At 66.1% G+C, this 15,246-nt stretch carries 13 protein-coding genes; 9 read left to right on the plus strand and 4 right to left on the minus strand.

The window, feature by feature from the left end; all coding sequences use genetic code 11:
• The first annotated feature begins 42 nt into the window (after positions 1 to 42).
• Positions 43 to 606 carry an NUDIX hydrolase gene (locus AB7531_RS09600; protein ID WP_063981515.1) on the plus strand — a complete coding sequence of 188 codons (564 nt, stop codon included), beginning with the start codon at positions 43 to 45 and terminating at the stop codon, positions 604 to 606.
• 303 nt (positions 607 to 909) lie between these two features.
• Here AB7531_RS09600 and AB7531_RS09605 read toward each other — a convergent pair whose 3' ends face one another.
• Together AB7531_RS09605 and AB7531_RS09610 are read right to left on the minus strand one after the other, a co-directional pair.
• Positions 910 to 2,373, minus strand: coding sequence for a FecR domain-containing protein (locus AB7531_RS09605; protein ID WP_354097265.1), 1,464 nt, complete (start codon positions 2,371 to 2,373; stop codon positions 910 to 912).
• 436 nt (positions 2,374 to 2,809) lie between these two features.
• A complete protein-coding gene (locus AB7531_RS09610; protein WP_283017507.1) occupies positions 2,810 to 3,595 on the minus strand; it encodes a DUF2147 domain-containing protein in 786 nt (261 codons plus the stop codon).
• A 190-nt stretch (positions 3,596 to 3,785) separates the two neighbouring features.
• Between AB7531_RS09610 and AB7531_RS09615 the strand changes: the two genes are divergently transcribed.
• From AB7531_RS09615 to AB7531_RS09630, 4 genes are all read left to right on the plus strand, one after another.
• Positions 3,786 to 4,646, plus strand: coding sequence for a DUF2147 domain-containing protein (locus tag AB7531_RS09615; protein WP_063981518.1), 861 nt, complete (start codon positions 3,786 to 3,788; stop codon positions 4,644 to 4,646).
• 130 nt (positions 4,647 to 4,776) lie between these two features.
• Positions 4,777 to 5,109 (plus strand): hypothetical protein, encoded by a 333-nt coding sequence (locus AB7531_RS09620; protein WP_063981519.1) that lies wholly within the window; start codon positions 4,777 to 4,779, stop codon positions 5,107 to 5,109.
• A 340-nt stretch (positions 5,110 to 5,449) separates the two neighbouring features.
• Complete coding sequence (locus tag AB7531_RS09625) at positions 5,450 to 6,655, plus strand: extensin-like domain-containing protein (RefSeq protein WP_063981520.1); 1,206 nt, start codon at positions 5,450 to 5,452, stop codon at positions 6,653 to 6,655.
• A 1-nt stretch (position 6,656) separates the two neighbouring features.
• The gene (locus AB7531_RS09630) at positions 6,657 to 7,244 is read left to right on the plus strand and encodes a histidine phosphatase family protein (protein ID WP_063981521.1); all 588 of its coding nucleotides are present in this window, start codon (positions 6,657 to 6,659) and stop codon (positions 7,242 to 7,244) included.
• Between the two features lie 18 nt (positions 7,245 to 7,262).
• Here the strand turns inward: AB7531_RS09630 and AB7531_RS09635 are convergent, their stop codons facing one another.
• On the minus strand, positions 7,263 to 7,604 hold the full coding sequence (locus tag AB7531_RS09635; RefSeq protein ID WP_063981522.1) for a DUF6665 family protein: 342 nt from the start codon (positions 7,602 to 7,604) through the stop codon (positions 7,263 to 7,265).
• Between the two features lie 54 nt (positions 7,605 to 7,658).
• On the minus strand, positions 7,659 to 8,294 hold the full coding sequence (locus AB7531_RS09640) for a TetR/AcrR family transcriptional regulator (protein ID WP_063981523.1): 636 nt from the start codon (positions 8,292 to 8,294) through the stop codon (positions 7,659 to 7,661).
• Between the two features lie 199 nt (positions 8,295 to 8,493).
• Between AB7531_RS09640 and AB7531_RS09645 the strand changes: the two genes are divergently transcribed.
• From AB7531_RS09645 to AB7531_RS09660, 4 genes are all read left to right on the plus strand, one after another.
• Entirely contained in the window at positions 8,494 to 9,804 is a 1,311-nt protein-coding gene (locus AB7531_RS09645) for an HlyD family efflux transporter periplasmic adaptor subunit (protein WP_441279936.1), read from the plus strand.
• A gap of 29 nt (positions 9,805 to 9,833) precedes the next feature.
• A complete protein-coding gene (locus tag AB7531_RS09650) occupies positions 9,834 to 11,417 on the plus strand; it encodes a DHA2 family efflux MFS transporter permease subunit (protein WP_063981525.1) in 1,584 nt (527 codons plus the stop codon).
• Positions 11,418 to 11,916: 499 nt separating this feature from the next.
• Positions 11,917 to 13,716 (plus strand): ABC transporter ATP-binding protein, encoded by a 1,800-nt coding sequence (locus AB7531_RS09655; RefSeq protein WP_063981526.1) that lies wholly within the window; start codon positions 11,917 to 11,919, stop codon positions 13,714 to 13,716.
• A gap of 57 nt (positions 13,717 to 13,773) precedes the next feature.
• Entirely contained in the window at positions 13,774 to 15,180 is a 1,407-nt protein-coding gene (locus tag AB7531_RS09660; RefSeq protein WP_063981527.1) for an MATE family efflux transporter, read from the plus strand.
• Positions 15,181 to 15,246: the final 66 nt, after the last annotated feature.

Raw genomic sequence — 15,246 nt, forward strand, 5'->3', positions numbered from 1 at the left:
TATATCGTCGGCGGGCCGATTGGATCGACACGGAATGTTGTGATGGCGCGGGCGCCGGTGATGGCGGCGGGTGGTATTGTGCTGCGGCGTGGCGCACCGCCGCTGGTTGCGGTCGTGCGCCAGCGCAAGCGCAACGAATGGGTTTTGCCCAAGGGCAAGCTCGACGACGGCGAGACGCCGAAGGAAGCCGCGCACCGCGAGGTGCTGGAAGAGACCGGCCACGATGTGGCCATCCACGAATTCCTCGGCACGCTCGTCTACCAGTCGGGAGGGCGCTCCAAGGTCGTGCATTTCTGGCGCATGGAGGCCGAGGGCGGTCCCGTTCGCAAGCTGATGAACGACATCAAGGCGGTCGACTGGCTCACGCTGGAGGATGCGCTCGCGCGCCTGTCGCGTGAATATGAGCGCGCGTTCCTGGTGCAGGTCGGTCCGATCGCGCTCGCGGCGGCCGGGCTTGAGCCTACGCCGGTGCCCGAGCCGGCGCCAGCAACCGACGACATCGATGTAGCTTTGCAGACGCTGACGCCCGCCGAAGCCGCGTCAGTTGGCGAGCTGCCTCATGGGCTGTTGCAGAAGGTGAAGGCCTGGCTGCGGGGAGAGGCGTAAATTGTCTTCACGCTGCTCTGCTCGCGAGTTTGGAAACATCCGCGAGCTAGCAAGTTTGTGGGAGCCTTAGTTCCCTCCAAGTCGTCATTGCGAGTGCAGCGAAGCAATCCAGAGTCCCTCAGCGGAAAGATTCTGGATTGCTTCGCTTCGCTCGCAATGACGGAGGAGAGGGCCGCGCACTCGACGTCGGCCCTCATGGTGAGGAGCGCGCACCGCGCGCGTCTCGAACCATGCGGCCCGACTGTGGCCTCGCCCTTCGAGATGCTTGCTTCGCAAGCTCCTCAGGGTGAGGGGAGGCACCGTTCACCGCCGCTCTTTCTTCTCCTTCGGAGCGGGCGCCGGTCTGCGCGGTGCTGCGGGACGTTGCGCGGCGGGGAGGCGCTGCTGGAATCCGCCCTGGCGCTGGATGCCGCCTGGCTGCTGAGCCGCGGGCGGCTGGCCCGGCTGCAATCCGGTGCGCGGCGTTTGCGGCTGCGGCGCCGTGCCCGGCTGTGACGGCACGACTCCGCCGGGCTGCGCCGGGGTCTGTCCGTTTCGCTGTGGCTGCGTCTGCAACGCGCCGCCGGGCTGCGTGCCTTGTCCAGTACGCGGCGCACCTGCCGGCTGTCCCGCACCTTGCTGCTGACCTGGTTGCTGCTGGCCCTGCTGCTGCTGGCCTCGCTGCTGCTGACCCTGGCCCGCGCGCGGCGTACCCGGTTGCACGGCGCCGCCTTGTCCTTGCCGCTGCGGCGGCTGCGCGCCCTGGCGGCCCGGCGTGCCCGGCTGCTGCTGGCCCGGACGGTTGTTCTGGCCGGGCTGGCCGTTCGGCCGCTGCGGCTGCTGACCGGGTGCTGTCGTCGGCCGCAATTGCTGCTGCTGCGGTGGCTGGGTCGGCCGCGGAATGCGGCTGATTGCGGTCGGATTGGCACGGCGGAAGTCGCGCTGCTCGGTGACGATCTGCCGGCCCGTGGTCTGCGCCAGATGCACCTGGCTGACGAAGCCGCGGTCGCGCGTGATCTGCTGCGGAGCGATCGTGATCGGCACGGCGGCAAAGCGCATGCCGCCTGTGCCTCCGGCGCCCGGGCGGATCGCAAAACCGCTTGCGGCCTGCGTCAACGCGCCGAGTCGCGTGCCGCTGGTGCGATCGTTGACCTCGATGTGGCCGACCCGGCCGTCGGCGTCGGGATAGAGCTTGATGTTGACGTTATTCGCAGCACTGGCCGCCGCGCCTTCGGGAACGTCGACGACGCCGGTGGTGCCGCGGATGCCGAGCGTTGCGGTCGGCGTTGCGATCTTCATGTCGCCGGTCTTCGCCACGGCTGCCGCAACGAAGGCAACGGTGCCCTTGCCGATGTCGAAGATCGCCGAAATTTGCTTGCCGCCGTCCTCATAGACGTAATTGTCGATGGTGATCTTGGCGCTGGCGGAGAGGTTGAACGTGGTGGCGTCGTTGAAGGTGATGCCGAGCGAGGAGTTCGACGAGGTCTGCACGACGTCGTTGAGATAGATGTCGTCGCGCACGCGCAGCGGATACGAGTTCTTGTCGCGGACCACGGTTGCGATCCCCGTCACGGTCGCGACGTTGCCGATCGGCTCGACGGCAGCGGGTTGCGCGTCCGTGGCGGGCGCAGGTGAAGCCGACGGCGTCGGGGACGGGGTGGGATTTGGCTGCGCTTGGGGCTGGGCCTGCGCAAGCTCGATTGCATCGGATGCGAGCGCCACGCTCGCGCCGGCCAGCGGCAACGCCAGCAACGGAAGCGCGAAGACGAAGCGGCGCCAAGCCACCATTGATGTCACGAGGAAGTCCCGGTGAGAGCGCGAGGCGAGATCGGCCGATATCAGCCGGGGTTAGCTGAATGGCGGATGAACATGTGTCGCATGGACGGGGCGAACGTTCAAACGGCGCTCTCTCCCCTCATGGTGAGGAGCGCGCCCTTGCGCGCGTCTCGAACCATAGAGGCCCAGCTGTTGATTCGGGCCTCGCCCTTCGAGACGCCTGCTGCGCAGGCTCCTCAGGGTGAGGGGATAGAGTTTGCTTGCTTGTGGCGCAGTGTCTCTCGGATCGTCATGGCCGGACTTGTTCCGGCCATCCACGCCTTGACGCGCGGTACTGAGAACGTGGATGCCCGGGCCTTCTCCTCGCCGAAGCGGCTTCGGCCGCGCAGGCGGGACAAGCCCGGGCATGACGATCATTGTGCACCTGTCGAGGATGACATCGTTGATGTCAGCTCACGCGCTTCCAGGTCTGGCCGCCGCAGAACATGCCGCCGAAGGCGCAGCCCTGCACGCGCATCGCATTCGGGCCCTTCATCGCGATCATGGAGTCGTAGTTGCGGCCGGAGTCGGGATCGTGGATGCGGCCGCTCCACTTCGCGCCGTCGGGCTTCATGTTGATCAGGATGCGCTCGTTGGACTTCACGGCGTAACCGCAGAGATTGGCGCCGCACTGTTCGACGCGGACATTGCCCTTGTTCTCTTCGGTCGCCCAGACGCCGATCGGCGTATTGGCGGCTTGCACGGGCGCGGCAGCAACCGGCGCCGGAGCGGGCGCGGGAGCAATCGCGACCGGTGCGGGCGCGGCAACGGGAGCCGTGACCGGCGCGGTGTTGTCGTAGCCGGCGGCCGGAGCGGCGGCAACCGTCGTGGCGGGCGCCGCGGGGGCGGCGACAGCAGGCGCTGCCGGCGCGGTCGCCTGCAGCGGCGCCTGTTGCACGGGCTGCTGCTGCACCGGAGCCGGCGCGGGCTGCGCGGTCGTCGTGGACGGAGCTGGCGTGGTGTCGTCGTCGTCCTTGGAGCCGCCGAGGCCCTTGAGGTTGATGTTGTTCAGCTTGATCGGCTTGTCCGACAGGCCCGGTGCGACGATCGTCACGCAATCGAGCGAGGCGCAGTTGGGCGGCGTCTCGATGCGGATGTGCTGGCCTTCGATCTGGAACGCAATCGAATTGCCGGCATGCGCGGCGGCGGTCGAAGCGAGGAAGAGCGCGGTGGCGGCGATGGTGAGCTTGTTCATGGCAACCTCTGAAAATTGTGCCGGTCTGAACTGGTGTCGCTGGTGGATGAAGCGTGGTTCGATCCTACGCCGGGCCTGTCCCGCCTTCTGTGATGGACGTCACAACGGACCGCGTCGGCTGGGTGAGGCAGCGCACATTCAGCGGCAAGTCAGCCCGCGTAACCTCGTCGCGACACAGAGGGAGGCACCGATGAAGCGGCTTGCGACATCGCTTGGCACATTGATCGCTTTGGCGGCGATGGCGTCGTCAGCCCAAGCCGGTTCCTACACCTTCTCGATCGGCGGCCACCGGTTTCATGTCGAGGCGCCGCGGAATTGCCGGTCTGCTTCCTGCGTGTCGGTTTCATCCAATCGCAGGTTCCGGCCGACGAACGACGTCGACACGACATCTGCTCCGCCGCCCGCGGTCGCGCCGTCGCAACCGGCTTGTCCGGCAGCTCCGGTCAGGCCGGCGCCAGCGGCCGTCGTCGTGACACCGCCCGCGCCGCCCGCCCCCGTCATGGCCGCTGCCACATCGCAGCCCGTTGTCTTGCCGCCGCCAAGACTCGAGGCGCCGAGCCCCGATCCGCCGAGAGTTGAGCTGCCGCGCATGGATCCGCCGAAGACCGTCCTGCTCGATCCGCCGCGCATGGAGGCGACGGCCGTCGCTCCGAGGCCCGACGAGACTTCATCGATCGCCCAGGTCAGCGATAACGAGCCGGCTTATTCGCCGCTCGGCGAATGGGAGAGCGCCGGCGCCAAGGGCACGGTTCGCATCGAACGCTGCGGCGCCGCGCTGTGCGGCTATGCGCTGACCGAAGCCTTGAGCCGGGGCGAAAGCGTGCTCGTCAACATGAAGCCGAAAACGCACGAGGCCTGGACCGGCAGCATCTACAGCCGTTCCAGCGGCAGCACCTATTATGGGACGATGACGCTGACGGCTTCCGGCAGGCTCCGCGTCGAAGCCTGCGCGCTCGGCCACTTCTGGTGCTCCGGCAACGACTGGACGCGCGTCGAGGAGCGGCAGCAGAAGGTGATCACGACATCACGGCAGTGGGGCGCAAGGTCGTAGCGTTTCTTTTACCCTCCCCTCCAGGGGAGTGTGGCAGCTTGCCCCTGTCCAATTTGTAATCGTCCTGCACCGAACCTGCTTCTCGCTTGCACGCGACCGATGGCTGATGACGCATGCAAGGAGAGCCAACATGAAACGTTTAGGCCTCATCGCCGCGCTGCTGATCGGCTGCGCGATCCCAGCCCACGCCGACACCGACATCTGGAACAACATGCTGAAGCAGCAGCGCGGCGACGATGCGCTGCATGTCGACAGCGCGTTCTGCGACGCGCAGCTCGGCGCGCCGCAGAACGGCACGGTGACCTCCGCGCAATACAAGCGCTGCATGCGCATGCGGGGCTGGCGCTTCAGTCATACGGATCGCGAGAAGGACGACGGCTATCCCGATCCCGATAATCCCGGTCTCGTCTGCCACGACTTCAAGATCGGCGGCGTCACGGGATCGTCCTGCTCGAATTTCTGAGCACGGCAATAGGCTCGACGGCCGGATGATCCGGCGCCGCCGGGCAATCCCGTGATGCGGTCGGTGATGTCTCTAGATCATGCCGAGCACGATGGCGCCGACAAAGGCCATGGCGAGGCACGCGGTAACAACGCTCAGTCTCCCGGCGAACGTCATAAAATCGCTCCCGCTGTTGCCCCCGTGCGAGCGCATTATAGTTAACAGAGAGTCTCTTTCCGAAAAAGTCAGCCTTGCTTCCGCTGCTGCCGGGCGGCGTATGCGTGTGCGCGCCGGTATGGTTAAAGAACACTAAAATCAACACGTTGAAGAGTCTTTAAGTAAATTCACCGAACGTACGTGCATGACGCGCGGAGTTCGTTTGTATCTCGTCGGCTCCATCGTCCTTGTTTCGCTGGCGGGTTGCGGACGCGGCTTTTTCCAGGCCGAACGTGAACCGTGGCGGGCCGAGGCCGAGGCCGCATGCCTGAAATCGGGCGCGGTGAAAGAGGGGCCGGATCTCGTCCGCATCGACCCGATCTCGGGCCCCGGCATGTGCGGTGCCGAGTTCCCGTTGAAGGTCGCTGCCATCGGCGAAGCCTCGAGCAGCTATGGCTTTGCCGACGAGGAACTGCGCCCGCCGGGGAGCATCGGCAACCAGCCGCGGTGGCCGGTGACGCAGCCGCGATCGAACCCTCCGCAGAGCCAGAACTATCCCTCAGCCTCCTACCCGCAGCGGTCGAACTATCCCGAGAGCGCGGTGCGCCAGCCCTCCGGCTATGGCAACGCGGCCGGCCCGATGTCGCTGAACGCGCCCGGCGTGGCACAGCAAGAGGACGAGATCGACCTGCCGCCCGAAGGCACCGATGCCGCGGGCGCCGCACGCTACATGAATGCGCCGAGCTATCCGGCGCGGCCGGCGCCGTACTCGCAGGCGCCCGCGCAGCAACCTTTGCCGCGTCTTGGTCCGGCGCAGGGCAATCCCGTCATCGCCGTCGGCCCCGTCGCGATCAAGCCGACCGCGACGCTCGCCTGCCCGATCGTGTCCGAGCTCGATCGCTGGCTCGCCGACACCGTGCAGCCATCGGCGATGCGCTGGTTCGGCGCCCGCGTCGTCGAGATCAAGCAGATCTCCGCCTATTCCTGCCGTGGCATGAACGGCAACTCGCACGCCCACATTTCCGAGCACGCCTTCGGCAACGCGCTCGACATCGCCGCCTTCGTGCTCGCCGACGGTCGCCGCGTCACCGTGAAGGACGGCTGGCGCGGCATGCCGGAAGAGCAGGGGTTCCTGCGCGACGTGCAATCGGGCGCGTGCGCGCATTTCACCACGGTGCTCGCGCCGGGCTCGAACGTCTATCACTACGATCATATCCATGTGGATCTGATGCGCCGCGCCAGCCGCCGCCTGATCTGCCAGCCCGCCGCCGTCTCGGGCGACGAGGTCGCCGGCCGCGCCCAGCAGCGCAACCCTTACGCCGGTCGGCGTGATCCCTATGTCACGGGCTCGCTCGGAACGCGCAAGAGCGCGACGCGCAAGCAGGAAGAGGACGAGTACGCCGACGAGTAAGATGACCGCCGATATCGTCCGCTATCTCACCCATCCGCAGGTGCAAATCGATCCCGCCGTGCCGGTGCCGCAATGGGGCCTGAGTTCGGTCGGTCGCGCGCGCGCCGAAGCGCTGGCGAATGCGGGCTGGCTCGCGAGCACCACGCAGATCGTCTCGAGCGCCGAGCGCAAGGCGATCGAGACCGCGGAGATCATCGCAGGCCGCCTCGGACTCATGATCGAGATCCGCGAGGCCATGCATGAGAACGACCGTTCGGCGACCGGCTTCCTGAAACCGGCCGAGTTCGAGGAGGTCGCCGACCAGTTTTTCGCGCAGCCACATCTCAGCGTCCGCGGCTGGGAGCGCGCCGTCGATGCGCAGGCGCGCATCGTGCGCGAGACCGAGGCGGTGCTCGCCCGCAACCGTCCCGGCGATGTTCTCTTCGTCGGCCACGGTGCCGTCGGCACGCTGCTGTTCTGTCACCAAGCCGGTCATGCCATCGATCGCGTTCACGATCAGGCGGCCGGCGGCGGCAATTGCTTCGCATTCACCCGGGAGGGGCGCCGCGTCCTGCATGGGTGGCGCAAGATGGAAGAGATCGGGGCCTAGCTCCGGGGTGCCGGGCAGTCACTTCGAGGCCGGCTTCGACGGTGCGGGGACCAGCCCCATGCACCGCTGCACCTCGCCCGGAACGTTGTAGGTCCGCATGATATGGCGGCTGTCGCGCAAGCCGGTCGCCTCACGTTGCACCACGAGCATCCAGAGCGCCTGGCCGGCTTCCATCACCAGCTTGCGCCTCGCCGGTTGCATCGAGGTCGGCGTCTCCGCGTGCGCGTGCGCGGCGTCGAATTCGCGCAAGCGCGCAAGGCTCTGTTCGAGTGCACTGCCCATCCGTCCAAGCGCTGAGGCCTGTTCCTGGACGATCTCGTAATGGAGGATATCGACAGGCGGGCGAAGATCACGGGACATGGCGCTTAATATAGTGCCGCGGCAGCGGCCTGCGCAACGCGTGGCCCGCTGCTGCTACGTCGCGCGGTACGCCGCCAGAAACATCCGCGTCGCGCTGTCGACGACCTCGGTCATGCGCTCTTCCGAAGGCGCGGGCGCGGCCTGGAAAACGAACGGCAGGAAGAGCGAGGCCTTGCACAGCTCCATGAACTGCGACGCGGCAAGGTCGCAATCGTCGATCTTGAGATCGCCGGAAGCGACATGGATTTTGAGATATTCGGAGAGCCGGTTGATGGTCTTGTCCAGCACGCGCAGATAATAGCGGCGGCCCACGTCAGGCATGCGCTCGGCGATCGCCATCACGGTGCGGATCGCCGAACCGCCGCCGGGCCGGCACAGCAGATGGATATAGGCCCGGCCAAAATCCTTCAACGTGGTCTCGGCGTCGCGCGCGGGATCGAAATTGAAAACGACCTGGCCGTGCTGGAGCGCCTCCTGCTCGAGGATGGCTTCGAACAGCGCGCATTTGTCGGCGAAGTAGACGTAGAGCGTGCCCTTGGAGACCTGCGCGGCGCGCGCGATCTCGCCCATGCTGGCGCCGTCGAAACCGAGATCCATGAACACCTTGCGGGCTCCGTCCAGGATCTGGCGGCGCTTGGAGCTGTCCTCCTCCTGGACGACGTGGAGATGTTCGCGGCCGGCTACAACCATTGGTTCAGCGTCTCGGAAGGTTTCTGGATCGGGCTCGACCCATGAAACCCAAATAAAGGATTCGGGCCAGTAGGGTCCTGCCCGGGAATATTATCTATGTTGACCGAACCGTTCGGTCAATGATATTTGGGATGGGCGAGAGGGAACCGGCCGCAGGACGGCCGTCCCTGGTCGCTGCTTTTTTGTTGGGGAGGCCTTTATGGCCGTATCGAGAGACCAGGCTGCGCGTGTCCTTCGCCAGGAAGCGGTGGAGACGACGCCGGGGCAGGCCGGCAGTGAAGCTGCGACCGAGAAATCCGTCGCCCTTGCCGAGCAGTTGCGCTCTCATGTGGCCGAGGAAACCAAGCGCCGCACCAATGAGGTGCCGGAGACGCCCGTGACCGACAAGCCGGCTGCACCCGCTGCCGCCGACGCGCCGAAGCCCGGCAAGCGCAAATTCGTCCTGATGGGTGTTGGCCTCGTGCTGGCGCTCGCGGCCGGGAGCTATGCCGGCTACTACACGCTGGTCGGCCGCTTCTACGTCGCCACCGACGACGCCTATGTCCGCGCCAACAACACCATGCTGGGCGCGCGCGTTGCCGGCCACATCTCTTCGATCCTCGCCGGCGACAACACGACCGTGCGCGCCGGCGACGTCGTCTTCCGCATCGATGACGGCGACTACAAGATCGCGGTCGATGCCGCCGCGACCAGGATCGCGACCCAGCAGGCCACCATCGATCGCATCGGCCGCCAGATTGCAGCGCTCGACAGCCAGGTTGCACAGGCCAAGGCGCAGCTCGTCTCGGCCGAGGCGGGCCTCAAGCGCGCCGATCTCGATTATGAGCGCCAGCAGGCGCTGAGCAGCAAGGGCTTTGCTTCGCGCGCCACGTTCGAAAGCTCGGAAGCCGGACGCGACCAGGGCGCCGCCGCGGTCAAGGCCGCCCAGGCCGCCTACGACGTCGCGGTCAGCAATGTCCACGTCACCAAGGCGCAGCAGGCCGAAGCGCAGGCGCAGCTCGCCGAGCTCAAGACCTCGCTCGCCAAGGCCGAGCGCGATCTCGCCTTCACCGCGGTGCGCGCGCCGGTCGACGGCACGTTCTCGAACCGCCTCGTCAGCGCCGGCGACTTCGTCGCGGTCGGCCAGCGCCTCGGCAACATCGTGCCGCTCGACGACGTCTATATCGATGCCAATTTCAAGGAAACGCAGCTCAAGCGCATCCGTCCCGGCCAGCCGGTGACAATCAAGGTCGATGCCTACGGCATGCGCAAGTTCTCCGGAATCGTCGACAGCATCGCAGCGGGCGCGGGCTCGGTGTTCACGCTGCTGCCACCCGACAACGCCACCGGCAACTTCACCAAGATCGTGCAGCGCGTGCCGGTCCGCATCCGCGTGCCGAAGTCGGTGGCGAAGCAGAACCTGCTCCGCGCCGGCATGTCGGTGTATGCGACCGTCGATACCAACAAGGGCGCGGCCGACGCCGACAGCGAGATCGATCTCGACGATCCCACCGCGATCCACCCGCAGTAGCCACAAATCGAGCGCTGCGAGGTCAGACCATGGCCAACGCCACCACCGCCTCACCCGCCATGATGGCGAACCCCGACTCGGAGCGCATCGCGCCGAAGCGGCTGTTCGCCTTCATCATCATGGTGTTCGGGATGTTCATGTCGATCCTGGACATCCAGATCGTCTCGGCGTCCCTCAGTGAAATCCAGGCCGGCCTGTCGGCAAGCTCCAGCGAGGTCGCCTGGGTCCAGACCGCCTATCTGATCGCCGAGGTGATCGCGATCCCGCTGTCGGGCTTTTTGTCGCGCGCTTTCGGCACGCGGCTGCTGTTCGCGATCTCGGCCGCGGGCTTCACGGCCTCGAGCCTGCTCTGCGGCTTCGCCACCACGATCGAGGAGATGATCCTCTGGCGTGCCCTTCAGGGCTTTTTGGGCGCCGGCATGATCCCGACCGTGTTCGCCTCGGCCTATACCGTATTCCCGCGCTCCAAATTCCACATCGTCGGTCCCATCATCGGGCTTGTTGCGACCCTGGCTCCCACGATCGGCCCGACGGTCGGCGGCTACATCACCGATCTGATGTCGTGGAACTGGCTGTTCTTCATCAACGTCGTGCCCGGCATCGGCATCACCCTGGGCGTGCTGGCGCTGGTCGATTTCGACGAGCCGCATTTCGAGCTGCTCGACCGCTTCGACTGGTGGGGCCTGCTCTTCATGGCCGGCTTCCTCGGCACGCTGGAATACGTGCTGGAGGAAGGTCCGCAACATGAGTGGATGCAGGACACGTCCGTTGCGATCTGCGCCTGGATCTGCGCGATCTCGGCCATCGCCTTCTTCTGGCGCGTCTTCACCGCGGCCGAACCGATCGTCAATTTGCGCACCTTCTCCAACCGCAATTTCGCGATCGGCTGCGTCCTGCAGTTCTGCATCGGCATCGGCCTCTACGGCCTGACCTACATCTATCCGCGCTATCTCGCCGAGGTGCGCGGCTACAGCGCCCTGATGATCGGCGAGACCATGTTCGTCTCCGGCATCACCATGTTCCTGGTCGCGCCGCTGGTCGGCCGTCTCATGGTGAAGGTCGACATGCGCTACATGATCGCGTTCGGCCTCGTCGTGTTCGCGATCGGCTCCTACCAGATGACATGGATCACGCGCGACTACGATTTCTACGAGCTGCTGGTGCCGCAGATCCTGCGCGGCATCGGCATGATGTTCGCGATGGTGCCGACCAACAACATCGCGCTCGGAACGCTGGCACCCGACAGGGTGAAGAACGCCTCCGGCCTGTTCAACCTGATGCGCAATCTCGGCGGCGCGGTCGGCCTTGCCGTCATCAACACCGTGCTCAACAATCGCACCGACCTGCACATCACCCGCCTTCAGGAGCGGGTGACCTGGGGCAATGCGACCGCGACCGAAACCCTGACCATGTTCATGCAGAAATTCCAGGGGCTCGGCGATTCCACGCTGATGGCGATGAAGCAGCTCAGCCAGATCGTGCACCGCCAGGCCGTGGTGATGAGCTTTGGCGACGCCTTCTTCGCGCTGACGCTGTTTTATCTCGGCCTCAGCCTGCTGGTCACGCTGCTGAGCAAACCGGCATCGATGACCGGTGGCGGCGACGCGCATTAGGCAAGCGGCTTACGAGGTGTCATCGCCCGCGGAGGCGGGCGATCCAGTACTCCGCGGCGGAAGTTGTGTGAGCTAACTATCGCCGCGGAGTACTGGATGCCCCGGTCAAGCCGGGGCATGACAGCGGAGATTGAGGCGGCGGTGATGCCGGACCAAGGCGCCACGCACCAAATTGCAACACTCGTCCGTGATCTTGCGGGAGCCCCGTTGCAAACCGGAAACGATACATCTATAAAGCGCACCTCATTGAAGCCAACCGGGGAGGGATTTGCATGATTTCGTCGCATTCGCAGATCGTACGCCCGCGCTCGATGATCGCCTGGTTCGGTATGTACGCGGCCTGTTAGAGGCCCCTTCCGCCAGATTCGATCGGGTCACGAGTCCCGATCTCTCCACTTCCCAAGTCAAAATCAGTTGTGAGTGACGCCGGTCAGCCCTCCGTGGCGGGCTTGCGTCCGTCGATGGAGCCGGCCCGCGCCGAAAGCGGCCGGATAATGTCATGACCTCTCTGTCAAAAAGGCCCGCAGCCATACGCGTGGTGCTGCCCTTCGTATTCCGGCACTGGCTGAAGCAGCCCGGACGCGGCCTGATCGTGGCCGGCGGCCTGCTGGGCGCAACCATCGCCGACCTGTTCATGCCGGTATTCTCCGGACATCTGGTCGATGCGCTGACGCGCGGCTCGTCCGATCCCGACGCGCGCCGCGCGGCGCTGGTCGCGTTCGGCGCCATCGTGGCGCTCGGTGCGGCCTCCGTGGTGCTGAGGTTGATCGGTCTCCAGGCGATCGTTCCGTTCACGCTCAAGATCATGTCGGATGTCGCCCAGGAGGCCTTCACGCGCGTCCAGCGCTTCTCGACCGACTGGCACGCCAACTCCTTTGCCGGCTCCACCGTGCGCAAGATCACCCGCGGCATGTGGGCGCTCGACCTGCTCAACGACACCATCCTGATGGCGTTGGCGCCGTCTCTGCTGGTGTTAATCGGCTCCATGGTCCTGATCGGCCTGCACTGGACGTCGCTCGGCGCGGTGATCGCGGTGGGCGCGCTTTTCTACGTCGCCATTACCGTGCTGTTCTCGACGCGCTACATCGCGCCGGCCGCGCGCGTCTCCAACGCGTGGGACACCAAGGTCGGCGGTACGCTGGCGGACGCGCTGACCTGCAACGCCGTGGTGAAATCCTTCGGCGCCGAAGCGCGCGAGGATACGCGGCTCGCCCGCGTCATCAACCGCTGGCGCGTGCGCGTGCGGCGGACCTGGTTTCGCTACAACTACACGGCCATGGCGCAGCTCTCGCTGCTGCTATGCCTGCGTGCGTCCGTGATCGGCGGCTCGGTGCTGCTGTGGATGTCCGGGCACGCCTCGCCCGGCGACGTCACCTATGTGCTGACGAGCTATTACGTCATCCACGCCTATCTGCGCGACGTCGGCATGCACATCAACAACCTCCAGCGCTCGGTCAACGACATGGACGAATTGGTGGCGATCCATGGCGAGCCGATCGGGATTGCCGATGCGGCCAGTGCGCGGCCGATCGCGATCGAGGCCGGCGAGATCGTGTTCGACGACGTCACGTTCCACTATGGCGGCCACCGCGCGCCACTGTATGACGGACTGTCGGTCACGATCCGCGCCGGCGAGCGCGTCGGCCTGGTCGGCCGCTCCGGCTCCGGCAAGACGACCTTCGTCAAGCTGGTGCAGCGGCTCTACGACGTCTCCGGTGGCCGCGTGCTGATCGACGGGCAGGACATCGCGCTCGCTACGCAGCAATCGCTGCGCAGCCAGATCGCGATCGTGCAGCAGGAGCCGATCCTGTTCCACCGCACGCTTGCGGAGAACATCGCCTATGGCCGGCCCGGTGCCAGCCTGGAGGCCATCGAGCATGCGGCGCGGCTGGCGAATGCGCACGACTTCATCCTGCGCCTGCCGAAGGGCTACGGCACGCTGGTTGGCGAGCGCGGCGTGAAGCTGTCGGGCGGCGAGCGGCAGCGCGTGGCGCTGGCGCGCGCCTTCCTGGCGGACGCGCCGGTGCTGATCCTGGACGAGGCGACCTCGAGCCTCGATTCGGAATCGGAGGCGCTGATCCAGCAGGCGATGGAGCGGCTGATGAAGGGCCGGACCTCGATCGTGATCGCGCACCGGCTGTCGACGGTGCGCAGCCTCGATCGGATCCTGGTGTTCGACCGCGGCGAGATCGTCGAGCAAGGCACCCATGCCATGCTCGCGAGCAAACCAGGGGGCATCTATCGCGGTCTGTTCGAGCGCCAGGTGGTGGAGCTCGGGCGCATCGCAGCGGCGGAATGAGAGGCGCGCGGCAGCGGGACGCAAGTCCCGCGGTCACGCCGTTAAGGATGGAATGAGATGAAGGACCTGACGCGCGGCTCCATCGTGAGCCACATCCTGAGCATGGCGCCTCCGATCGTGGTCGGCATGATCACGATCATGATCTGTCAGCTCGTCGATCTGTATTTCGTCTCGGGTCTGGGCGAGGCGGCGATCGCCGGCGTCGCGGCGGCCGGCAATGCGGGCTTTCTGGTCAATGCGCTGATGCAGGTGCTCGGCGTCGGCACGGTTGCGCTGATGGCGCATGCCGTGGGGCGGAAGGACCGCGGCGACGCCAATCTGGTCTTCAACCAGTCGGTCGTCCTGTCGGTGCTGTTCGGGATCCTGACATTGGTCGCGGGCTTCGCGCTGTCGCGCCCCTACATGCGCGCGGTTGCAGCCGACGAAGCTACGGTCGAAGCCGGTACCGTCTATCTGCTCTGGTTCATGCCGGCGCTGGCGCTGCAATTCGCCACGCAAGTGATGGCGTCCGCATTGCGGGCGACCGGCATCGTGCGGCCGAGCATGCTGGTGCAGGCGCTGGCCGTGGTCATCAACATCGCGCTGGCGCCGGTGCTGATCACGGGCTGGGGCACCGGACATGCGCTCGGTGTGGCCGGTGCCGGCCTTGCCAGCTCGATCGCCGTCTTCGTCGGCGTGCTGATGCTGCTCGGCTATTTCCTCAAGCTGGAGCGCTACGTCGCGTTTCACCCCGAGCAATGGCGGCCGCAGCTGCGGCAGTGGAAGAGAATCCTCAATGTCGGCCTGCCCGCCGGCGGGGAATTTGCGATGATCTTCATCATCATGGCCGTGGGCTATTACGTGCTGAGCATTTTTGGCCCGGCGGCGCAGGCGGGGTTTGGCATCGGGACGCGTCTCCTCGGGCTGATCCAGATGCCGGCGCTCGCCATCGCCCTCGCAGCAGGGCCCATCGCCGGCCAGAATTTCGGCGCCGGCAATGGAGCACGTGTGCGGGAGACCTTTGTCAAGGCGTCGCTTATCGCGACCGCCGTGATGATTGTCTTCATGATCCTCGCGCAGTTCGCACCCGGTCTGTTGCTTGCCGGCTTCTCGAGGGATCAGGAGACGATGGGGGTTGCGTCGCTGTTCCTGCGCCTCGTCTCGCTCAACATGGTGGCGCAGGGGCTGATCTTTACCTGCTCCAGCATGTTTCAGGGGCTTGGCAACACCAAGCCGGTGTTGTGGACCTCGGCGACGCGGGTTCTCACCTATTCCGTGCCGTCGATCTGGCTCTCGACGTGGCCGGGCTTCCGGATGGAGCATGTCTGGTATTTGTCGATCGCGACGACCACGCTACAGGCCGCCCTGAGCGTGTGGCTGTTGCTCCGGGAGTTCAGAAAGCGTCTTGCGCTGCCGGCACAGGAGAAGACCGCGAAGCCGGCAAATCCCGAGCCGGTTGTGCCTCCCATGCGCGAGCCCGCGTAGCAGATCGAACGGACGCGCGCTTGTCGCCCACCCACGGCTCCGGCTAGTTTGCCGCGCCGTGGGTGG

Source organism: Bradyrhizobium sp. 63_E2_N1_3, assembly GCF_052076005.1.
GTDB lineage: Bacteria > Pseudomonadota > Alphaproteobacteria > Rhizobiales > Xanthobacteraceae > Bradyrhizobium > Bradyrhizobium barranii.